General features: G+C 33.6%; 15 protein-coding genes, 1 tRNA gene and 1 pseudogene. 5 read left to right on the top strand and 12 right to left on the bottom strand.

Going from position 1 to position 22,545, the window contains the following annotated elements; genetic code table 11:
- Positions 1-11: 11 nt before the first annotated feature.
- Both V8G56_RS04110 and V8G56_RS04105 read right to left on the bottom strand, forming a co-directional pair.
- Positions 12-1,325: a hypothetical protein gene (locus tag V8G56_RS04110; protein ID WP_395437189.1), complete on the bottom strand. Its 1,314-nt coding sequence runs from the start codon at positions 1,323-1,325 to the stop codon at positions 12-14.
- Positions 1,322-2,053 carry a type III pantothenate kinase gene (locus tag V8G56_RS04105; RefSeq protein WP_395437188.1) on the bottom strand — a complete coding sequence of 244 codons (732 nt, stop codon included), beginning with the start codon at positions 2,051-2,053 and terminating at the stop codon, positions 1,322-1,324. Before V8G56_RS04105 ends, V8G56_RS04110 begins: the two co-directional genes overlap by 4 nt.
- Before the next feature lie 101 nt (positions 2,054-2,154).
- On the opposite strand from V8G56_RS04105, the gene V8G56_RS04100 reads away from it, so the two are divergent.
- Positions 2,155-2,230: transfer RNA gene (locus tag V8G56_RS04100), tRNA-Phe, on the top strand.
- Between the two features lie 571 nt (positions 2,231-2,801).
- Here the strand turns inward: V8G56_RS04100 and V8G56_RS04095 are convergent.
- Together V8G56_RS04095 and V8G56_RS04090 are read right to left on the bottom strand one after the other, a co-directional pair.
- Positions 2,802-3,722, bottom strand: a pseudogene (locus V8G56_RS04095) (recombinase family protein); the annotation flags it as partial.
- Between the two features lie 236 nt (positions 3,723-3,958).
- A complete protein-coding gene (locus V8G56_RS04090; RefSeq protein WP_395437187.1) occupies positions 3,959-4,945 on the bottom strand; it encodes a hypothetical protein in 987 nt (328 codons plus the stop codon).
- An 87-nt stretch (positions 4,946-5,032) separates the two neighbouring features.
- Between V8G56_RS04090 and V8G56_RS04085 the strand changes: the two genes are divergently transcribed.
- Together V8G56_RS04085 and V8G56_RS04080 are read left to right on the top strand one after the other, a co-directional pair.
- Positions 5,033-5,404 carry a hypothetical protein gene (locus tag V8G56_RS04085; RefSeq protein ID WP_395437186.1) on the top strand — a complete coding sequence of 124 codons (372 nt, stop codon included), beginning with the start codon at positions 5,033-5,035 and terminating at the stop codon, positions 5,402-5,404.
- Complete coding sequence (locus V8G56_RS04080) at positions 5,404-5,619, top strand: hypothetical protein (RefSeq protein ID WP_395437185.1); 216 nt, start codon at positions 5,404-5,406, stop codon at positions 5,617-5,619. Before V8G56_RS04085 ends, V8G56_RS04080 begins: the two co-directional genes overlap by 1 nt.
- Positions 5,620-5,818: 199 nt before the next feature.
- On the opposite strand, the gene V8G56_RS04075 is transcribed toward V8G56_RS04080, so the two are convergent.
- From V8G56_RS04075 to V8G56_RS04040, 8 genes are all read right to left on the bottom strand, one after another.
- On the bottom strand, positions 5,819-6,583 hold the full coding sequence (locus V8G56_RS04075; RefSeq protein ID WP_395437184.1) for a rhamnogalacturonan acetylesterase: 765 nt from the start codon (positions 6,581-6,583) through the stop codon (positions 5,819-5,821).
- Between the two features lie 9 nt (positions 6,584-6,592).
- Entirely contained in the window at positions 6,593-8,023 is a 1,431-nt protein-coding gene (locus V8G56_RS04070) for a Gfo/Idh/MocA family oxidoreductase (RefSeq protein WP_395437183.1), read from the bottom strand.
- A gap of 24 nt (positions 8,024-8,047) precedes the next feature.
- Entirely contained in the window at positions 8,048-10,060 is a 2,013-nt protein-coding gene (pelA, locus tag V8G56_RS04065; protein WP_395437182.1) for a pectate lyase, read from the bottom strand.
- Entirely contained in the window at positions 10,057-11,100 is a 1,044-nt protein-coding gene (locus V8G56_RS04060; protein ID WP_395437181.1) for a Gfo/Idh/MocA family oxidoreductase, read from the bottom strand. The genes pelA and V8G56_RS04060 overlap by 4 nt, the downstream gene beginning before the upstream one ends.
- Positions 11,101-11,178: 78 nt before the next feature.
- Entirely contained in the window at positions 11,179-11,619 is a 441-nt protein-coding gene (locus V8G56_RS04055) for a cupin domain-containing protein (protein WP_395437180.1), read from the bottom strand.
- A gap of 81 nt (positions 11,620-11,700) precedes the next feature.
- Positions 11,701-12,483 carry a T9SS type A sorting domain-containing protein gene (locus V8G56_RS04050; protein ID WP_395437179.1) on the bottom strand — a complete coding sequence of 261 codons (783 nt, stop codon included), beginning with the start codon at positions 12,481-12,483 and terminating at the stop codon, positions 11,701-11,703.
- A gap of 198 nt (positions 12,484-12,681) precedes the next feature.
- Positions 12,682-16,701: a pectinesterase family protein gene (locus V8G56_RS04045; protein ID WP_395437178.1), complete on the bottom strand. Its 4,020-nt coding sequence runs from the start codon at positions 16,699-16,701 to the stop codon at positions 12,682-12,684.
- A gap of 300 nt (positions 16,702-17,001) precedes the next feature.
- Positions 17,002-18,333 carry a pectate lyase family protein gene (locus V8G56_RS04040; RefSeq protein ID WP_395437177.1) on the bottom strand — a complete coding sequence of 444 codons (1,332 nt, stop codon included), beginning with the start codon at positions 18,331-18,333 and terminating at the stop codon, positions 17,002-17,004.
- A 333-nt stretch (positions 18,334-18,666) separates the two neighbouring features.
- Between V8G56_RS04040 and V8G56_RS04035 the strand changes: the two genes are divergently transcribed.
- Positions 18,667-21,159, top strand: a complete 2,493-nt coding sequence (locus V8G56_RS04035) for a pectate lyase family protein (protein ID WP_395437176.1) — start codon at positions 18,667-18,669, stop codon at positions 21,157-21,159.
- Between the two features lie 23 nt (positions 21,160-21,182).
- Positions 21,183-22,517: a pectate lyase family protein gene (locus V8G56_RS04030; protein ID WP_395437175.1), complete on the top strand. Its 1,335-nt coding sequence runs from the start codon at positions 21,183-21,185 to the stop codon at positions 22,515-22,517.
- The last annotated feature ends 28 nt before the right edge of the window (positions 22,518-22,545 follow it).

The raw sequence follows: 22,545 nt of genomic DNA, 5'->3' as shown, positions 1-22,545 counted from the left end.
ATATTATGTTGTTAATCATATTTCCTTTTTTGGAACCATCTGTCATTCAAAGATAAACTTAATTGAAAATTAACAAAATTCTCTTGTATTAAATTATTATTTGTTGTTCCTCGTTGTCCAATTTCAAAACCTAAATTAGCATTTGAAAATAAGGTCCCTACTGGTAACCCTAAACCAAAAGATATGCCAAACTCTTTAATAGACTCATTATTTATATTTAATCCTGTATTTTCATAATGTAATCCTGCCCTATAAACAATACGTTTATAATAGCTATTGAATGAATTGTATCTAGGAATAAAAAATCCGCCTAAAGAAATATTATAGGCATCTTCATATTTAGTTGTTAAACTGCTATAAAGCGGATTATAAAACTTACTCGTGTTTTCAGCAGTATATTCTGCCCCAACAAACCAAGATCTTGGCTTCCCTATACCTGCTCCAAAAGATAATTTAGAGGGCATAGTTAAATCAGTCCTCTTTAATCCTTGAGCGTCTAAATCTGCTTCAAATGAATTCACTAAAAATTCACTTCCTGTAGATGGATTAATAGTTATGGTTGAAATTATTCTTTGATTATTTGAAGCTAAGTTACTCTCTGGCGCATAGGTCAGACCCGAAATTAATTCAAGCTTATCATTTAATTTAGTTTTATAGGACAAGCCCAAATTAAAATTGATACCACTTAAATCTGATCTATTACCCTCCTTAGATTGATATTGCAAAATCAAACCGTCAGCATCATAAGAATATTCAACAATATTGTTTTGAATATTTCCAAAGTTATAATTGGCATCAACGCCAATACTTAATCCTTTGGCCAAAAGATATCCTATCCCTATATTCACTTTATTAAGTCCGCCTTCACCTTTATATTGATTAATTAAATCACCGTCATCATTTAAATTTTCCAATTTATAACCAACAGCCGTTTGAGGCAGTAAACTAAACCCAACACCAAACTTACCAACAGGAATAGAAAGAGCCAAATAATTAAATGTAGAAGATGAGGCTTTAGCACTACTCGTCTCACTTTTAAAATTCAAATTTGAAAAGCCTCCACCTACCGTATATTTAACCGGTCTGCTTTCTCCATTAAAACCTGGAGAAGTTAAATTTTCTGAAGCATATGAAGCCGGATTTCTTAAATTAATATGAATACTATCATTATAAATACTCAATCTTCCCATACTTCTGTTCTCAACAGTACCTTTAAATTTTAAACTGCCAATACCATAAAATGAATATGGTGAAGCTGTTCCTTGTTGAGCATAACTTTGAATAGTGATAAAAGCTACAAAAACTAATACAAGTTTTTTAATCATTCTTTTGAATTAAATTGTAATAAAAAGTTCAATCCCTCTAAAAGAAAATTAGAGTTGGCAAATATGCTACTTTTTAATTGTTTTGACAAGAAATTAGTATCACCACCTGTTAAAATAACTGTTAAATCTTTATAATTTAACCTGTATGCATCTATAACCCCTTCAATTTCCTTTAAAACACCAAATACAACACCAGAATGAATTGAATTATTTGTTGAATTACCAATGATGTTTTTAGGCTCCTCCGTTTCTAACAACGGCAATTTTGCTGTTAAATTATTTAATGATTGATAACGCATCCTTATCCCAGGTGAAATGGCACCTCCCAAGTACTCATTCTTATCAGAAACAAAATCATATGTTATACAAGTACCAGCATCAATAATTAAGACATTACTACCAGGATATTGTTGAATTGCAGCACTAACTAAAGCCACTCTATCCATCCCCAAAGTATTTGGAGTTTCATAACAATTCTTAAATGGTAATTTTGCAGTATTATTTAGTTCAACTAGGTCGAAATTTTTCTTTAGGTAAGTTATATCCGCTTTTTTTAGTCTTCCGACGGAAGAAATTATTGTTTTATTAATAGTTTTGAATTCTTTTCTTAATAAATCAACATGTTTTAAAATAAAATCTAACTGGATGGCTTTTTTGTATATTATTTTAGTGTCCTCAAAAACAGCGAGTTTCACTAAAGAATTACCAATATCTATAACTAAATTCATGCTTATATTGAAAACGGTAAATTTACAAAACCATTTTTTATAATTTTTCTTTTGGCGAATAATAAAAATGAATATATATTTGCAACCGCATTTATGCAGCTGGTGCCTTAGCTCAGTTGGTAGAGCAAAGGACTGAAAATCCTTGTGTCCCTGGTTCGATTCCTGGAGGCACCACCAGAGAGGACAACTTCAATTTATTTGAAAATTGTCCTCTTTTTTTATTATCTAAACTCTTGTCTATCTGCAAGATAAACCTCAAAACATCGTTAATTCTTTCAGTTCGACATTGATCCTCTTCAAAATAAAGATTTTCAGGAAATATAGAACTTATTAACTTCTGTTTTTGTTCTACTGTAGATAGCTTATAGTGTTTTTTTAGGTCTTTCAACAAGTGAACTCCCTTGTTTATCCAGACTTTGTACTGATTATTAGTGGATTGCATATCATTGAGTTGCTGTTTTAATTCCTCGCGTTTTGAACTATATCTATGATTAGCATCAGAATAAGCTTCAGAATTAATTTTACCATCAACCAGTAAATCTTGAAGATTTTCTAAACGTTTTGTTAGCTCTTCAACTTCATTCTTTAATTTATCCTTCTTTTTTGCTAATTGCTGTTCATTGCCTGAAAGCAATTCTTTAACCAACATTTCATATAGCGTCTCTGCTCCCTTTGTGAATTTAAAATCATTTAATATAGATTCTATTGTTTTATTAAGTTTTATAGCAGATATTCGTTCTGATTTACAATGATTGCAATGATAATAAAAATATTGATTCCCATTTTGACTCCTTGAAGGACTTCCGGTCATCTTACCTTGACATTTGGAACAATAAATAAGCCCTCTAAGGGGTAACTCGTCTCGTTTCGTATTATAAACAGGTTTATTAGATTTCCTCTTTCTTTTGCTTAATATGTTTTGAACCTGATAAAATAATTCTTCAGATATTATACCATCATGGACTCCTTCAACTAATACTTTTGGTTCTTCCTCATGGGCTGGAACAACAATTTTTCGCATATAAATAGGATTTCGGAGTATCAATGATATATTATTTCTCGTAATAGTAACACCTTTTACTTTTAAATCATTTCTTATTTCGGATTGTGATTTCCCATTAACAATGGCATGAAATGCATATTGGATATGTTGCGCTTTGTCACTTGGGATAATTATAGGTTTGTTTTCTGTATCTCTAGAGTTCTCATAACCTACTGGAGCTTGTCTGCACCATCTCCCTGCTTTTAAGGAGCCCCGTATTCCTCCTTTAATCTTTAATGAGCGTCTGTCGTTATCTATTTCGGGAAATATTAAATAGAGTGCTAACATTGCTTTATTCTCGGGGATTGAAAAATCAATAGGCTGCTCTATAGCTTGAACTTCAATTCCTAAAGCATTCAACGTTCTTAACATTAAGTTGGCCTCTGTCATATTTCTGGAAAATCTGTCCCAAGTGGTTATGAATAAATAGTCAATCTGATGTTTATTTTTTTTTGCGTATTCCAGAAACTTTTGAAATTCTGGCCTATTGAAATTTATAGCGGAATGGTCTTCCCTATAATGTTTGACTATTTCTATACTCTGACGCTGACAGTATTTTGTTAGTTGCTCAAACTGTACATCTAAACTATAGCCCTTAGCTTGTTCGTCACTGCTTACACGGCTCATAATTGCTGCTCTTTTCATAATTCAGATTTATTTAAATAGTTCTACACTCATAAGGGCAAATTGTTCTAGTATTTTTAAAACTTGCTTTACTTCTGTATCATTTAGTTTTTCTTCTCTATTAGCATTTAATATTGTTTTTGCTTCTTTAAAATTCACGATTTCCAATATAGTGGATAAGAATAGAGCTACTATTGTTATCACACTTTTGGAGATGAAGTGCTAAGGGCTACTTAGGACTATATTTGATGTTTTATTATATTTTTAATCACTATGTGCTTATCGTTTCTAAAGATGACTTCAGCACGCTCATATTTCTTTAAACCAAGTAAGGTTCTCACAACCTGCGCCTCATTATTCTTTAGGTCTTGTTCACTGGTAATTTCTACTTCAAAGGTTTCTTTATTATGACTCCTGTAAATCCTTATCTGCTGAAAATCCTTTTGCTTTAATAGTTTTAATAGCTCCAACTCACTTGGCGAATAGAGTGCAAATACCTCTGTGTATTTATATAAAGCTTCGTCTCGATAAAATTTTGCTATTAAGGGCACAATAGGTATATTAATAATTGAAAAATGCATCATATTTGAAACCAGCTCATCTCTAAAGTCTCTTCCATTCATTTTAGCTTCAATTTCATTAGCAACAGGATTAAATATATGAAACCCTACATTAGGTCCAACTTCTTTATCTTTATCCTTAGTTTCTTCTAAAGGGCTCTTATATATCATGAGTGATGGTGAATGACCAAACAATAGTACAGAACTCACTAGCCCTCCAAGATTTGTAAAATACATGTTATAGCTCTCAGGCAGCTTATCTAAAACACTCTCTATAACTTCTTTATTAAAAGCTTTCTCCTTATCTATGTGATAAGTGATCTCGTCTGGCAACCCTTGCTTGATTATTTTTAATAACTCATCATTATGTAACGTATTAAAATAAGACCTATCTATAGGCGTAAATAAATATTCTTTAATCCTTTTTATGGTCCTTAACGGTATTCCTAATAGACGAAGTTCCTGCACTATAAGTATCCATAAGGCTTCAAAATAGTTGAGTTCTACACGCTTTCTTGTAACATCCTTATTTTTAGCAGAATCACTTACTTTATAATCTATTATTTCATTCTCACTCCAATTTACAAAGACCCGATATAGAATATCCAAGTCGCTCAGCGTAACACACTTTTCTGATAGTTTTGGAAACAAATTAAATAAATTCATAATTTTATGTTATAGGTAACAAATGTATTAAATTATTTTTTTTAAATTTACATAGATTAAATTTAAAAAGAAAGAAAAAATATAACAATGATTATGAAATTAAAAAAAATATGTAAAAACCCTGAATGCAATCAGGAGATAAAACAATATAAGAGTGCGAAAAGATTATATTGTGATGACGCGTGTAAAAGCAGAGCCAATTACCTTAAAAGGCTTACAGAAGAATACCATCTAAATGCAATGGATAAGGCCATGAGAAGAAATTATCAGAAATCACGAGAATTAAGGGATTTAGATTTAGGGCCTATTTCTTATCAAACACTTAAAAGTCATGGATTTGATTTTGACGCCATTCATAAGACTGAATTTTTTTACGACGACAATGGAAACCCAGTACAACTATATCACGTCTATGATATCTACTTTCAACTTGAAAATAATCATCTAATATTTAAATAATGGAAAAAATAGTATTAACAGAAATGGAAAGTCTTCTTTCTCCTGTTGAACAAGCAAAATTAGTCGGGTTAATAAAAGCCCCTGAACAAATACAAAATAAGCAAAAAAGTAATTTCATTTTGTACGGAATGGCCATTGCCGGAGTATGCGCAATTATAGGTTATTTTTTAAGTGAAAGAATTATTAAAAAAAATAAAAAGGACAAAATCAATTAATTTCTTTTGTTTGAAAATTGAAACAACGCAAAAACGATTAAACCATTTTAAAATCGTTGAAAACCGTTGAAAATCGATTTTAATACGGATTAATGTCTTAGCTAAAGATCCGTTTTTCGCTCATTATTAAGCAAATATTTAGCAGTATCTTAAATAATTAATAAACTAAAATATATTTTCAAAAATATTATTACCCTAGTTATTTCATATAAATTTCCATTTTAGGAACTTTTGATTTCAATTCATAAATTACTAGTTTAGCAATCTCTGTGGCTCCTAATTCTGACAGATGGGTGTCATCTGATTTACCTTCTTTATAATAGTCTGATTCTCCGGGTTCAAAATGTAAATGAAGTTTTTTAGACCCTTCAATTCCATAAGATTCCTCCAATTTTTCAGATAAATATTGAAGATCGATAAAAGGCACATTATATTCTAAAGCCACTAATCTCGTTTCTAAAGGATAGTCTCCATGGGTATCCACTAAAGTTCCAGATTCATTAAAATTTCTTCGTACAATTGATGAAAATAAAATTGGCGTCGCCCCTTTTTCTCTTGATTCTAAAACAAAGCGGATTAAATTATTTCTGTATGCCGTGTGCGGATTTGTATATCTATTAGGGTCATTTTCCTTTTCATCATTATGTCCAAACTGGATAAAAACATAATCTCCTTTTTTTAGATATTTATAAATGGCATCCCAGCGATTTTCATTTATAAAACTGCGCGTACTTCTCCCATTTACGGCTCTGTTGTCTATTTTAACACTATTATTAAAAAATTGTGGAAGTACCTGAGCCCAACCATGTTCAGGATTGACTTCTGGATTTATTTTATTGGCCATGGTTGAATCTCCAATAGTGTAAATGGTTGTTGTTTGGGAAAAACCATTCCAATGATAAATCAGAATGATCAAACAAAATAGCCATTTCAAACGCATTACTTCTTTATTTATAATTTTCATCTCTTACTATTATGCCCACTTATTAATTTTTGGTACCAGATCTGTCAAATCTGAAATTTTAACAGGTATTCCCTCATCAATACTTTTTCGTGCCGCAATACCAATTAAAACAGCCATTGACCCATCTCTAACGTTAGCGGGATGATGTAATGATTCATTAACACTGATGCCCCTGAATATTTCATCAAACATTAATTTATCACCACCCCAATGCCCTGAGCGTACATAAGGAAACTCGATTCTTTTATAATCTTCAAAATTGCGCTGAGTTACAATTTCATGATATTTGTGTTCCTGTTTTGTATGCGAAGTATTATCCATCTCCTTTTCATGAAGCTTGGCTTGATCTTCAGGGGCCGTATCTCTCCAAGGAATGCCTTCTTGAGTTTCCAATCTGCCCTCTTTTCCATTAAAAGCAAACCGAAACCCTTCAAACGGAGAGTACGTTGTTAAAGAATAGGTGACCTCAACGTTATTGGCATATTTAATTAATACTGACATTTTATCGAAAATATCAATCTCCTCTCTATATAAACAATTGTCTCTAAGATAACCATCATACTTTTCGTTGGCAGCATATAAATCCATATAGCCTTGATTCTTGGTTATATCCCAATAAAACTGACAATCTTTTGTATGCTCACAATTCCTGCAGTTAGAACCTCTAAAAGGGCCATTTTTTCCATATTTTTCAAGAGCACCATTGGCATAAACTTCAACTGGATCTGACCCTATAAGCCAATTTAACAAATCAAAATGATGTGCTGATTTATGAAGTAAGAGGGTTCCTGATTTATCTCTTAAACCATGCCATCTTCTAAAATAATCAGCCCCATGAAATGTATTCAAATACCAGTTCAAATCAACTGAAATTAAATCTCCTATCTCCTTTGAATCAATGATTTCCTTTAACTTTGTAAAAAGTTTTCCATAACGGTAATTAAAAGCCATTATTAATGTTCCTTTAGAGTTGCGTTGCGCATCAATGATGCTTTGACATTTTTTCTCATCAGTGGTCATAGGTTTTTCAGTAACCACATTAATATGCTTATTCAATCCTTTTATGATAAATTCATGATGCGTCGCATCAACCGTTGTGACCATGAGCAAATCCATTTCTACCGTTTGAAGCATTTTGTCAAAATCAGTAAAAACAGGGCAATCAACACCTATGTACTTTTTAGAATATTCAAGCCTGCCTTTGTTAATATCACATAAACCAACAAATTCAACCAAATCGCCATATTCCTCAATTAAATATTTTCCATATAAGGAATTACCTCTGCTTCCTGTTCCAACCATAGCCACTCTTTTCTTCGTACCAGAACTTTTTAGAATAGCACTAAATGCAGGTGATATAACCATGGAAGCCGCAATACAAGCTCCTGTTGTTTTAACAAATTTACGCCTTGTTATTTCGTTATCTATTATTGCATTCATAATAAAATAATATTATTTAAAATTTTAATACCATTGCTCTTTTGTATCCTTTTGTTTAGATTCAAAAATATTTTCAATCGTATATTTTTTAGCTTCTGATTTTTTTAATTGATGCGACCAACCTACTCTGCTATTTGGTTTAAATCCTTCACCACTATTTTCAAACTCTGCATAAAATGCTGTTTTTTCAGCTTCAGGTTTATTCCAATTGTGCCATCCTTCCACTTTTATATGGCCTCCCATTTCACAATTCATAAAAACTGTCTTTGCATAAATTCTCCAAGGTCTTCCCAAATACACTTCTGTGACATTTTCATTGGCGGTAAGTCTGCAGTTTTTAAATACAAAACCATAGCTAACACCTTTTGGAGTTGAAGCCGCTGTTATATAGGAATTCTTTTTACTATGGATAGTACAATTTTCAAATAAAACGGTCGCCTTTCCAAAAATAAAATCGGTGGTTCCTTCAATATAACAGCCTTTAAAATATTGCCTGTTACCTTCTCCAGAAGTATATAAGGTATCCTGATTTCCTAAAATATTACAATTGGATATTACGGCTCTATCAGCAAAAACAGACAATGCTACAGCCTGACCAACTTCGCCCGAAGTATTTTGAACGGTTAAATTAGATAACAAAAAATCTGCTGCTTCAATTAACAAAGTATAGGTATAAAAAGTACTGTTTCTGCCTAAATTCATTTTCCCAAAATAGTCATCATATGTAATAATCGTATTTTCTTTGCTTTCACCAATTAATGAAATATTAGTGTTCCACTCATGTACTTTTATTTTTTCATAATAAGTCCCATCTTTCACGAAAATGGTCACTCTTTGATACGGAAAGGATTTGGTCTCATTAATTGCTTCCTGAATACTTGTATAATCACCACTTCCATCTTTTGCAACCACCAGATTATATTCATCAACGGGAGATTTGCTACTGCTATATGTTGAAATGCTATTTTTTTCTTTCCACACTTCATATTTTTTAATCATTTCTAAAGGCTCATTAGTGTACCAAGCATATCCATTTCTGCGCTCTTCACCTATTTCTGCCAATGTTGCTTTTTTTATGCCGTCCCTATCACAAAAGAAAGGGGTGTTATCATCCAATTCCATGAAGCGAGCCCATAATGGGGCAGCATTAAGATCAGGTACTAATTTTTTATCAATAATTCTTCCATTTTTAAATTGTCTCTCTATTTTAAACCCTGTTATTTTTACTTTTTCAAACCAATTTACGGCATGAACAATGGCGTTTTTAACATCCACAGATGGGTTTTCAATAGACATTAAGAGGCTCACTATATTCGCAGATTCTTTACCACTTAAAGATGGCAATTCATAAGCTCTGGCTTTTGCTGGTTCTAATGTGTTTTCATCGTATTGTGCACACCATGCTGTTAAAACGCCCTGTTGTTTATACTGCGTTTTTAAGATACAATCGATGCCTTTATTAAAAGCAATCTTTATTTTCTCAATGATTTCTTCTGATGGCTCAATAGCATAAACATGCGTACCCTCTTTAATGTTTTTTAAAAGATTTAAAATGTTGACCATGGAATCATCATTATATGTAATGTGTGAATAATACCCCTTTTTTAAAGGATAAAACTGAGGCCATCCACCATTGTCATATTGTGCTTCCAGAAGATAATCCAAGCCTTTAAGAAATGAGTCTCTATATCTTTCATCTGGTATTTGTCTGTACATTTTCGACAAAAAAAGCATTTCTTGAATGGTGGCGCCATTATCTGTAGTGACTTCATGTTGGTCCTTTTTAATAGCCATCAATTCTTGCTTCTCATTATCAGACAAGGGATGCTGCATTTGAATATTTTTAGGCCATCCGCCAATATCTCGCTGATAAAGCAATACATTTTCTGCTATGGTTTTGGCCTCCTCTGAAGCAAACCAACTACCCTCTTTTCTTTCTGTTATAGATCGCCAGGATTTATCGTGAACTTGAGCGTTAACATTTACACTCAATAAAAGAAATAGTGCTATTAAAAATATTGTTTTTATAGGTTTCATAAGTCAATCACTTTTCTTTCTTTGTTACTTTTTAGGGCGGCTTCAATCACTTTGATGACTTGCATGGCATCTTTACCTGTTACTGGTGCATCTTTATTGTTTCTGACAGCTTCATACATGCCATTATAATATTCCATGTAATTGCCATTTAAAGTAGGAATAAATTCTTTGATAATTTTTCCATCCTTTTCAGTATGTAACAAGCCCTTTTCATTGTCTGGTTCAATGCCCCAATTATGAGCTCCAGGCATTTTTCCAGCTTGAAGGTCTTTTTCCTGAACATCTGCTTTTGGTTTTATAAAAGACCCTTGAGTACCATGTATAATGTTTCCAGGCAGCGGTTCACGAACAAAATAACTGGATTTAAGAATAACCCTATGCGAAGGATAATATAATTTTAAATCAAAATAATCAGCAACTTTTGAATTGGGACGATAGGTGTCTAAATCTGCAAAAACTGCTTTTGGCAATCCAAATAACTGTAAAGCCTGATCAATTAAATGCGACCCTAAATCATACAAACTCCCTACCGCATCCGTTGGTGTTTCTTTATGTACTTTATAACTTAATTCAGGTACAAAACGATCATAATGAAACTCGGCTTCCACCATGATGCCAAGACAACCCTCATTTAATATTTTTTGTACTGTTTTAAAATCGCTGTCATAACGACGATTATGATAAACGGACATCACAACCTGCTTCTTTTTAGCCAATGCTATTAACTCTTCAGCTTCAGTTACTGTTGCTGTAAATGGTTTTTCAATAACAAGATGCTTACCGGCATTGACAACCTTTTTAGCAAATTCATAATGGGTAATGTTGGGTGTATTAACAATAACCAATTCAATAGCTTCATCAGCCAGCATACTTTCCAAGGACCGAAATGTTTTTACCGCAGGATATATTGCTTTTGCCAGATTTTTTGTCCTTTCAAAAACACCGTATAAATTAAATTTAGGATTTACTGAAATAAAAGGCGCATGAAATAAGCGTCCGCTCATTCCAAAGGAACATAAAGCGGTATTTATAGGTTGCATGATATTTGTGTTTTAGATTTGGCCAATAGTATATCGGTTCATTAAATTACTACTTATACTTTTAATTTATATCAGGGGTTAATTGATTTCATATTTCTTAATCACTAAATATTTAAGTTCTGTGTCTCCCACATTTCGAATACCGTGTTCAACATTTGAGGGGCAATAAAAACTGGTATAGGGACCTGAAACAACTGTTTTACCATCAAGATAAAATTCAGCGGTTCCTTCTAAAACGAAAAAGAATTCATCTTCTATATGTTTGTGTGGTTCATGAGTGGCTTTGCGTGGCGCCACCACACTCATTTTTAAGGTTCTTCCGTCCAGAAAATCTTTATCAGCAAACCAATATTGATACCCCACTTTGGTGTTTATAGCAGCTTCTTGATTAAACTGATTGACACAGTTTTCAATATTAAACGTTTTATTTGAAACGCCTAAAGACTCATTTTTTTCTTGGGCGAAGGTTATGAGACCAAACAAAAATAAACCTATAAAACAACATGCTTTTTTTTTCATTTTAATAAACTTAAATAACTTTAAAATAAAAAAGATACCCAAATTGGATATCTTTTTTATTGTGTTTACCCAATAATTAATTTAATGAGTTAATAATTTAAACGCTTTTGCGCCTTCTTCTGTTTTAACAGTCGCAATCCAAAGTCCAGATTTAAAACTAAAGCTAGTGTCTTCATTTGTTTTAAATGATTTCACTAAAGCTCCGGTAATACTATAAATACTAACTTCAGTTTTTGATGACACATCTGATAAGTAAATTCTGTTTCCAATAGCTTTTAAATTTGTTTTAATCGCAGCTTTAAAATCATTGGTTCCAAGTAGTGTACTACTAATTTCTAGTTTATATAAATTATAAGCATTATTTGCACATAATACATACAAAGTGCCAGCTCCACCATTATAATTAGCTTCAATGTAACGAGGATCAGTATCTCCTAGACCATCAAAATGAAGCACCTCTGAAGTACCATCAGTTACCCAAAGAGCACGAGGTAAACTGGTCCCACTTTGTCTGAACCATATTTTAACCGCAACAGGTCCATCAACGGGAAATGTCATAAAACGTCTTGTAGGAACAAAAGTACTCCCATCTGAAGGGTCTATACTACTACTACCCATAAATTTAAAGCGGTTAATTGATGTATATCCATCTGGAAAAGTCGCAGAATTTGCTTCTATTACAGCAAAAGACGAACCACCTGGCTCTAGTGTCAAACCATCAACAACAGTTGTTGAAGTTACTCCAACAGCATCTACTGGCCAATTCGTAGTATCATTCCCAAAGTCCCAAACATGGTTTTGAGCTTGTAATGTCACTACACAAAGCATCATAGGTAAAATAAATAAAAGTAGTTTTTTCATCATAATTAAGTTTGTTTTAGTTAATCGATTACATAATTGTAATCGATTACCGAATATAGTTATAAAATCCTTTCCTAAAAAATATTTTAACATATTTTGTTATGACTGAATAAATTAACGCCGCATACGTCTTAGTCTTAATAGAAAAAAAGGAGCCCCTTCTTTAGGAACCCCTCATTTAAAAACTAAATATTCGAAAATCTAGTGTGTTATCAATTTGACTGTTTTTTGTCCAACGGCATCTTTAATCGCAACTATCCACAGGCCATTTTCAAAATCAAAACTTGTATCAACATTGGTTTGTATTGATTTAACCAAAGCGCCAGTAATACTATAAATATTAATGTTCGTTTTAGATTTTACTTGAGATACATGAATCTTATTATTATACCCAGAGACTTTAACTGAGGTTGATCCAACTTTAAAATCATCTATACCCAATGCATTTAATTCTGAAATGGGATCCCAATTATCCGTTCCTTTTGTAAAGTTAAATGTCGTGATGGCTGTATCATCCGTTAATGTAGGTGTTGATAATACTGTGGACCATGAAGCGCGTAAACTAGAATTATCAACTCCGGAAGCATTTTCTATGGTGCCATATTCATACATTTTGTTAGACTCTCCGCCTAATGAACTCGTCCATCCAACGGTTGAAATTAATGACAAGCCTTCAGACCCTGGATAGGTAGACTCATCAATAGTTGTATTGTAAAATACCACCTCGCTAGTATTAGGTGCCCATGGACGACCAAAATAGCCCGGTTTAGACCCATTTACAGAGGCAGTTTCCACTCCCGGAATAGGTGATTTTACATGACACTCATACATTAAGAATCCTCTTCCACTGCTTTGCTGCGCGGCTGTAATATATGCGGCATCACTACCTGAATCACTCGTGTTTAATACAAAGTCTGTTTGATAAAAGACGGCTGTCATGCCTCCAAAAATATAATCCACCGCTCCCATCATGGCCCCTTTATACACAACCACTCGAGAGCCAGAACCTCCATAAAAAGAATCCTGACGACCTATCACGCGACAGTTGTTCAAAATTACTTTATCTGTATTATTAGCAATCCCAATGGCTGCCGCCTGAGTCACATAACCAGCAGACCTGTCTTGAACACTGGTATTTCCATAGTTTGTAGGTCTTACAGGATCACTCGCTTTAGGTTGTACCACATCCTGTGATTCCTTTTGAGAAATGTATTGGTTAAATGAATTTTCAAGAATAATATCTTCTGCAATAAAACCATTCGCAGCAACCACAACGGTTGCATTCCAGTAAGAAGTACCATTACCGGTGCCTTCTTTATTTACATAATCTGTATAGCCATTATCTTTGTTTACCGCTAAAACATCCGCATGCCATTTATTATCAGTTCCCTGACTAAAAAAATTATATTTTTGTCCATAATAAGAAGTGATTCTAACGGCGTTCACATCTATATCTACTCCGCCATTTAGAAGCGCGATACTTGGTGACCCAGAGGCGTTTTTTAATGTGATATTAGGACTATTAATCACAAGCATTTCTTCATAATTACCTGGATCTATTTCAACAGTAACGCGTTCATCACTTGGTCTATCCATTAAAGCAATGGCATTTAATGCTTCATTAATAGATTGATAATCCTTGCCAACACCAACCGTTATCGTAGGATTATATGCCACAATTTCTAAAACTTTAATGGATACAAAATAAGAAGTACCTCCGGTGGTTAAGGTTACTGTCCCATCTGTGAGACCTTGGTATATATACTCAGTGGTTATTTTAGTACTTGTACTTCCCGAGGTATTCGCAATAGTCGCATCGCCTTCAATAGAATAATTTGACTGATAGTAATCTGTGATTAATACTTTATCACCTACTTTTACAGGAATGGAAATGGTGGCACCGGTTCCGGCATTTAAATCGCCACTTGAACCTCTCACATTCACACTTCCAGTAAAAACAAGACCCTTATACGCGGTTGCTGAGGAAATATTTCGGTCATTAAACACCCATTCCGTTATTGGATTAAATGTTAAATCTTTAGATGTATTTACTCCAGATATGGTTAAATTTGAGGTTAAAGCCAACTCAATTGGATAAGCATCTAAACCATCATATCCAACAGTATAAGTACCATCACGTAAGGCTACTGCTGATACATCTGTGAAATTATACGAATAACCTGGCTCGTTTTTGTTGGTAAATGTTAAACTTAAAACACTTCTTTGTGTGACATCTAAACCTGGGGTATTTATTGTTACGTTATAAAGTGGCTTCGATGTAAAAATAATATCTGCAGTATCATCTCCTGTAATTGTAATAGTATTCGCTAAAATTTCAAAATCATTTACGCCATCAGCAGAAATACCGTACTCAATACCAGGTTCAAGTTTAACACTATAAGTTGATAAACCAGCATCAATAACAGGCTTCGGAATGAATATTTTATTCGCAGAAGGATTCGGTGTATAATGCAAAACAAGGTTTGTGAGATCTGTTAAACCAGAAATAGCTCCAGTCACAGTATATAAATCAACCTGCAACACCTCAATATCATACGTTGTTGTTGTCTCTGTCACACTTAAGTTATCTCCATTAGAAATAACATAACCATTAGCTCCTCCTAAACTAAGTGCGTAAGTATATTCAATTGGTAAATCTATACTATACGAACCCGCTGTCACAATTGTAGAAAATGTTTTACCTGCTTCATTAGTAAAATCAATAGTATATCCATCAGGTATCCCAGGAGCATTCGTTTCATCAACAGAGCCTGTTAATGTTTTATAAGTTGCAGCTTTTCTAAAAACTCTAAAATAACTTGGTTTTCCCGATGTATCAAATACATGATATTCACCTGTTTGCTTTGCTACAAATTTAATGGTGGTTTCAGCAGCTGGAACAACTACCTGATCTGTTTGCGCTACGGGATCTGCAGCATACTCAAAATTAAAAGTTCCACCAGCATCCGTTCTGCCTTCAATAGTAACTTCATCATCCTCATTTAAATTTAAAGTTAAATAACGACCAGTATTTGCGCCTGAATTCACATACAACCTCCCTGTAAAGTTTACCGAGCTTGCAATGTTTGTATCCCATCTAGTAAGATTTAAATTAGTAGTTCTAAGTCGGTCACTCGTTCCATTGGTAACATACCCTAAATCACCAGCTGTGAATGACAGTATATTTCTACCTGCGTCTCCAGGCACTTGTGGGTCCACATAGGTATAAAATGAATTGATAACAGACTCTGTTAACATATTATTATAAAGCACATCATCCAGTTGTTCTGCACCAAAGTCCCATACGTCTGTTTTAACTATGGAAACGGGAAGGTTCGTTACTTCTATTGCAGGTGTGTAAGCATTTGAACCACTAAAAGTAAAGTATAAAGTAGTAGCCCCGCCAACATAATTAAATTCATAGTAACCTGTTTGATCGGCCATACCCGGATGATTATCCAAATCGACATCTATTGAACCTAAATCGCTAGCACCAGTAGTTGTTCCACCATTCATAGTACCTGCACTATATACAGAACCATAAAAACGAACGGTACTGCTTCCTTCAGCAACATCCACTTCCAATGAGTTACTATCTTTAAAAACAACACCATAACCTGCACTATGCCACTGAGTGGTTGCAGCTTGAGTTCTTATTTTACCATCTGGACTTGTGGTAGAAGTGACCGGATCCCATTGTGTTCCTGTATTGGTAAAAGTAGATTGGTCTCTTAAATTATATATAGTGTAAGGATACGTAATATCTATTGAAGGTGTGTAAGCATTTGCTCCGCTAAATGTGAAAAATAGAGTAGTAGCCCCACCAGTATAATTGAATTCATAAAAACCAGTTTTATCAGTACCAACGAGCACATCAACTGTACCCAAATCACTTGCACCAATAGTTGTACCCCCGCTCATAGTACCTGCACTATATACAGATCCATAAAATCTAATAGTAGAAGTTCCGGTAACATCAACTTCTAAAGAGTTACCATCCTTAAAAACAACCCCGTATCCTAAACTATGCCATTGGGAAGTAGGCGCTTGAGTTCTTAATTTACCATCTGGACTAGTTGTGGTAGTAACAGGATCCCATTGGACTCCAGTATTAACAAAAGTTGTTCCATCTCCAAGATTATAGGTAAAGGTTGTTTGACCCTGCACTAAAGTAGCAAGTAACAACAAAGTAATGATTAAAAATAAGGAAAGTTTATTCATCTTGTTCGTTAGTTTAGTTTATCAAATTGTACTATTATAATTATCAAATCATTTGGTAACTCCATTTTTTTTAAATAGAGTTAAATGAATGAGATCAATTAATTCATCCAAAAAAATAAGTAGGAAGTGGTGATTTGGGAAAATCGTATTTAGATTGCAAAACATATTTTATGTAATCGATTACGCTAATATATTATTAAAAACTTATTTTTCAAAATTTACAATCAATAATTTATTTTTGAGTTAGTCAGTAAAAAGTAAAGAACACCACTAGACCCCGATAATATTGGTATCTATAGTTTATTTTTTAATTAATTTCCAAGCAGTTGAAGCCCCGTTTAAGTTTAGATGACATATATAGAAACCACTGTTTAAACCAGCTAGATTAAAATCCCACTTACCTGTTGAAATATTTTTTTCCATTGTCAACACATTCTGGCCTGTAATGGAATATATATTTATAAAAGCTTTACCTGATATACCATTTGAAAAATCAATAGTAAAAATATCCTCAACAATAGTTGGATAAAAACTTATTGCTTCAGCCAAAATTGAATCTCCTACTCCTAAACTGTCACAACTTGAAGACATTTCTCCTCCAGCCGTAACCTGAAGTGTAGCACCGGCGCCACAAGACCCATCAGAGACAACAGACTCTACGTCATTCACGGGTAAAACTGTATAACTGTATGAAGGTTTTGGAGCTGCACCTACATTTGAAAAAGGCTTGGTGCTTATACAACCGTCATAGGTTACATTAACAGTGCCACCATCAGAACTAATATAACTTTTAAATACAGTTCCAATATAGGCAAAATTGGTGTTTTCAACATAGCATGTTAAGTTATTGCTGCCACCACCTAATCCTAAAGCTGTGGAATTTGAAACACCTGCCGTTTTATAATAGCAATTTAATATATGGAGTTCTCCATTTCTTGATCGCGGCATCCTGTCTTTGCAACCAGCCGCCCAATAACAATTCTGAAAAGTAACACTATAATGCCCATCAGCAGGTGCATCAGTACTACTTGAGCCGATTAAATTTGAAAACCGATGATCATCAGAACCACCTGATCCACCAGGAACTGGAGGTTTTAAATAAGTGAATTTACACCAGGATACCGTTACATTATCTGAAGTGTTTTTAATATCAAAATTCCCATCAGTTCCATCCTGAAATTCACAATGGTCTACCCAAAGATTGACACATCCTTCCGAGGTCAGATTGTCCCTGCCATCCGTATCATAGGCTCCCGGACCTTCAAAAATTAAATTCCTAATAATAACATTGCTCGAACCACTTTTTAAATTAAGAATTCCAGAGCCTGCCTGTGTTTGTGTATTATTTATAAGTCTTGCCCCAGGTAAGCCAATAATCGTTTTATTATTAACTTGTAAGCTTATCTGTTGTCCTGACGCCAATGTAATAGTTCCACTAACTAAAATAACCTGAGGCGTTGTTAATTGAAGCTTCGCCTTTAAATCGGTATATGTGGTGACTGTCACAGGAGTGGCATTACCTCCACCAGTTGTAGCAGCCCCAAAACCTTCAGGACTCGTCATATAATAGTTCTGGCTTTTGAGCCCTGACAAACTCACTACAAATAAACATAAGAGTAAATATTTTTTCATATTTAAAAATATTGTAATCGATTGCGCTAATATATTAAAAAATATTTATCGCTTAAATTATATTTTAATTTATTTGAAAAAAATATGTGACGACATGAATTCATTGTACTTGTAGCAATAGCATAGTCTTCAATTCATTTCCAGTGTATTAAGGCCTTAATTGTAATTTTAAACGTATATAAAGTTCTAATAACCTTTAATAGATACTCTTTACCGTATATGTGTTAATATTGTTTCATATTTCAATAAAACTATTATATTTGTAATCGATTACACTTTTCATTGAAAATCATGTAATCAGATCAATTATAAATGGATATTAATTTTAAAACGATGAAAAAATTATTCTTTTCTTTAATAATCCTTATAGTTTCCTTATCTACAAATGCTCAAACAGTTACCATTAATAAATCCGGCGGTGCATTAGAGTCCGCTTATGTCGAATGGCAACCAGTTTCAGGAGCTGAAAGTTATAATATTTATTACAGTGGTAATGGTATTACCAATCAAAAAATAGATAATCCACTGATCCGTAGTTATGGCACTTATTTTCGAGCTGATATATTGGGTATTTCTGCAGGCACATATACCATTGACGTAAAACCGGTCATATCAGGAGTAGAAGGAGCTGCAACAAATACTGGAAATGTGGAGGTATTGGCGCATGATAGAACAGGTTTTGCTTTTGCAAACGGGCGGGTTCCCGGTGCTTATAATGCCGATGGTACTCCAAAAAATAATGCCGTTATTTTGTATATCACTGAAAACACCAAAAATACCATTACTATGAATGTAACCGGTGCTAATGCGAATCCATGTGTGGGTCTTCAAACTATTTTGGATGGTTTCAAAAAAGGCAATGATACGCGGCCACTTATTGTACGTCTTATTGGTCAAATTACTGACTTTTCATATATGCTCAATGGTGATATTGTAATTGAAAACAAAAATAATGCATCAAGTTATATCACTTTTGAAGGCGTTGGTAATGATGCTGTGGCTTATGGCTGGGGAATCCGCATTAAAAATGCATCAAATGTTGAAATTCGAAATATTGGCACCATGCTTACTGATAGTGATGAAGGTGATAATATTGGATTGCAACAAAATAATGATTATATCTGGGTACATAATGTCGATTTTTTTTATGGAGAAGCAGGTGGTGCAGGAGACCAAACAAAAGGAGACGGTGCGTTAGATTGCAAAAAATCAACTTATGTAACGTTTTCATATAATCACTTTTGGGATTCTGGAAAATGTAACCTTTTAGGTTTAAGTGAGGGAACCACTACTGGTTTATATATCACCTATCACCATAACTGGTATGACCATTCTGATTCTCGTCACCCACGTGTTCGCTATTATTCAGCTCATATTTATAATAACTATTTTGATGGTAATTCAAAATACGGTTCTGGCTCTACAAATGGGTCATCATTATTTGTAGAAAACAATTATTTTAGACATTGCAAATATCCTATGCTAACATCTATGCAGGGTACAGATATTTTTTATGGAACTGGTGGCACTTTTTCAAGTGAAGATGGTGGTACTATTAAAGCTTTTAATAATACAATCATTAATGAAACACGATTTATTCCCTATGATGCTGCTAATTATCCTATTGAATTTGACGCTTACGTTGCTACAACCAGAAATGAAATTATGAGTAGCAGCATTACCTCAAAACAAGGAGGTAATACTTACAACAACTTTGATACGAATTCTGCCTTATATATTAAAAATTTAGTGGTTGAAACACCAGAAGTAGCAAAAGACAAGGTAATGCAATATTCTGGACGTATGCAAGGTGGTGACTTTAATTGGACTTTTAATGATGCGATAGATGACACCGCTGATGTTGTAAATACAGCATTAAAAACAGCGCTTGTTAATTACCAAACTACGCTGGTTTATGTGCAGGGGGAAGCTGTTCCGAGCAGTCAAACTTTAACAGTTACAACAGCTAATAGCAGTCAAGATGTCATTGAAGGTGATGCTCTTATCACCATAATCTTTACTTGGGGTGGTGATGCTACAGATGTTACTGTGGTTGGATTACCCGCTTCAGGAATCACTTATACAAAAGATAATGGTGCTAAAACAGTCACAATAACAGGAACTCCAATTGCTGATGTTTCATATACAATTACAACAGTTGGTTCTGTTAGTACTCCCGTTAGTGAATCTGGTACTATAACAGTATTACCAGTTGGTTCAACAACGGGTGATGAAATCCATAATTTCACCGAATCTGATTTAAACAGTACTTTCTATAGTTTTGTTAGTGCAAACCTTTCAACTTCAAAAGGAACTGAAACCTATGATGGACTCACGCTAACCCAATGTCTGAAAATTGAATCAGCAACTAATATTTCATTTACCACAACAGCTGCAGGAACATTGACTTTAGTTTTCAATATAGTTAATAGTACTTTTAACGGAAGAATTAATGTGGATGGCACTATTTACAATGCTTCTTCTGGTATTATAAATAATATCGCCTTATCAGCTGGTATCCATAACATTACTAAAACAGATACAGCTAACCTATATTATATGAAATTCGAATATAATCCATTGGGATTGGATGATATCGCCATAGAAAAAATAAGTATGTTTCCTAATCCTGTAATTGATAATTTACACCTTTCCTCAAAAATGAAAATAGAAAAGGTTAAAATTTACAGCATGTTAGGAATGCTCGTTAAGAATATTGAAAACAATGTTGAAACTATTGATTTTAGTAACCTTAGTGTTGGAACCTATTTGATAAAAGTATATACAAATCAAGGTATTGTAGATAAATTAATAATAAAAAAATAAATTTAAAAAACAGATTGCACAGCATGTTTAAAAAATATAGTTTATTATTCTTATTAAGTATACTGATATTCCATGCAAATTATGCACAAGAATTAGCTTTTCCGGGTGCAGAAGGTTTTGGAAAATATGCAACGGGCGGAAGAGGAGGCATAGTATATAAAGTAACTAACTTAAACGATGATGGCGAAGGTAGTCTTAGAAAAGGAATTGTAAAAACAGGCTCTAGAATTATTGTTTTTGATGTTTCTGGTACAATTGAATTGCAATCAAAATTAGACATAAACAAAGGTAAAGGAGATCTTAGCATATTTGGGCAAACGGCTCCTGGTGATGGTATCACTCTTAAAGGCTATCCTGTAACTATAAAAGCAGATAATGTTATTGTACGTTACTTAAGGTTTAGAATGGGTGATATTAATAAAGTTGAAGGAGATGCATTAGGTTGTGGAAATACACAAAACGTCATTATAGATCATTGTTCCATCAGTTGGGCTACAGATGAGAACACCTCCTTTTACAATAACAAAAATTTTACCTTGCAATGGTGTATCATATCTGAAGCTTTAAATAATTCAGTTCATCATAAAGGCGCCCATGGCTATGGCGGTATTTGGGGCGGTGTCCATGTCTCTTTTCATCATAATTTAATGGCTAGTAATAATAGTAGAAACCCTAGGTTCAGTGGTTCATCTACTACTGAAAATTCAGAAAATGAATTTGTTGATTTCAGAAATAACGTTATTTACAATTGGGGTATTAATAGTATTTATGGTGGTGAAAAAGGCACTTATAATATAGTCAATAATTATTTCAAATCTGGCCCAGCTACAAGTTCCTCAAAGCTTTATCGTATCGTCAATCCAAGTGAGCCCTATGGAGAATTTTATGTGAATGGAAATTTTATGAATGGTTATGAAAACATTTCAAAAAATAATTGGGATGGTGGTATCCAATGCGACAATCCGGAGGCGACAAAATTAGATAATGAAATTAATATTCATGATAATATTAAAACTAATACAGCTGTTGAAACCTATGAACAAGTACTGAACGATGTTGGCTCCAGCTTTAAAAGAGATGCGGTTGATTCCAGAATACTATTAAATGTAAAAGAAGGCAGCACAGATTATAAAAATGGCATTATAGATTCGCAAGAAAATGTAGGTGGATGGCCCATTTTAATATCCGAAAAAGCTCAAGAAGATTACGATGAAGACGGCATGCCCGATGCATGGGAAAATGAAATGCAATTAAACAGTAAGTCAAACGATTCTAATTTAAACACCTTAGATAGCACTTATACAAACATTGAAGTCTATTGCAACTCCCTGATTGATTCTATTTCAAAAAAAGATTAATAAATTTATTTTAGATTAAAGAAGGGCT

Origin of the sequence: Gaetbulibacter aquiaggeris (genome assembly GCF_044003965.1) — a bacterium.
GTDB classification, from domain to species: Bacteria; Bacteroidota; Bacteroidia; order Flavobacteriales; family Flavobacteriaceae; genus Yeosuana; species Yeosuana aquiaggeris.
The sequence above is the reverse complement of the archived record's forward strand: the minus strand, read 5'-3'. Positions and strand labels throughout refer to the sequence as shown.

What these genes read in the sequence shown, in the direction of transcription:
- V8G56_RS04110 (WP_395437189.1), bottom strand. Translation starts at nt 1,325, where the DNA reads ATGATTAAAAAACTTGTATTAGTTTTTGTAGCTTTTATCACTATTCAA.
- V8G56_RS04105 (WP_395437188.1), bottom strand. Translation starts at nt 2,053, where the DNA reads ATGAATTTAGTTATAGATATTGGTAATTCTTTAGTGAAACTCGCTGTT.
- V8G56_RS04090 (WP_395437187.1), bottom strand. Translation starts at nt 4,945, where the DNA reads ATGAATTTATTTAATTTGTTTCCAAAACTATCAGAAAAGTGTGTTACG.
- V8G56_RS04085 (WP_395437186.1), top strand. Translation starts at nt 5,033, where the DNA reads ATGATTATGAAATTAAAAAAAATATGTAAAAACCCTGAATGCAATCAG.
- V8G56_RS04080 (WP_395437185.1), top strand. Translation starts at nt 5,404, where the DNA reads ATGGAAAAAATAGTATTAACAGAAATGGAAAGTCTTCTTTCTCCTGTT.
- V8G56_RS04075 (WP_395437184.1), bottom strand. Translation starts at nt 6,583, where the DNA reads ATGAAAATTATAAATAAAGAAGTAATGCGTTTGAAATGGCTATTTTGT.
- V8G56_RS04070 (WP_395437183.1), bottom strand. Translation starts at nt 8,023, where the DNA reads ATGAATGCAATAATAGATAACGAAATAACAAGGCGTAAATTTGTTAAA.
- pelA (WP_395437182.1), bottom strand. Translation starts at nt 10,060, where the DNA reads ATGAAACCTATAAAAACAATATTTTTAATAGCACTATTTCTTTTATTG.
- V8G56_RS04060 (WP_395437181.1), bottom strand. Translation starts at nt 11,100, where the DNA reads ATGCAACCTATAAATACCGCTTTATGTTCCTTTGGAATGAGCGGACGC.
- V8G56_RS04055 (WP_395437180.1), bottom strand. Translation starts at nt 11,619, where the DNA reads ATGAAAAAAAAAGCATGTTGTTTTATAGGTTTATTTTTGTTTGGTCTC.
- V8G56_RS04050 (WP_395437179.1), bottom strand. Translation starts at nt 12,483, where the DNA reads ATGATGAAAAAACTACTTTTATTTATTTTACCTATGATGCTTTGTGTA.
- V8G56_RS04045 (WP_395437178.1), bottom strand. Translation starts at nt 16,701, where the DNA reads ATGAATAAACTTTCCTTATTTTTAATCATTACTTTGTTGTTACTTGCT.
- V8G56_RS04040 (WP_395437177.1), bottom strand. Translation starts at nt 18,333, where the DNA reads ATGAAAAAATATTTACTCTTATGTTTATTTGTAGTGAGTTTGTCAGGG.
- V8G56_RS04035 (WP_395437176.1), top strand. Translation starts at nt 18,667, where the DNA reads ATGAAAAAATTATTCTTTTCTTTAATAATCCTTATAGTTTCCTTATCT.
- V8G56_RS04030 (WP_395437175.1), top strand. Translation starts at nt 21,183, where the DNA reads ATGTTTAAAAAATATAGTTTATTATTCTTATTAAGTATACTGATATTC.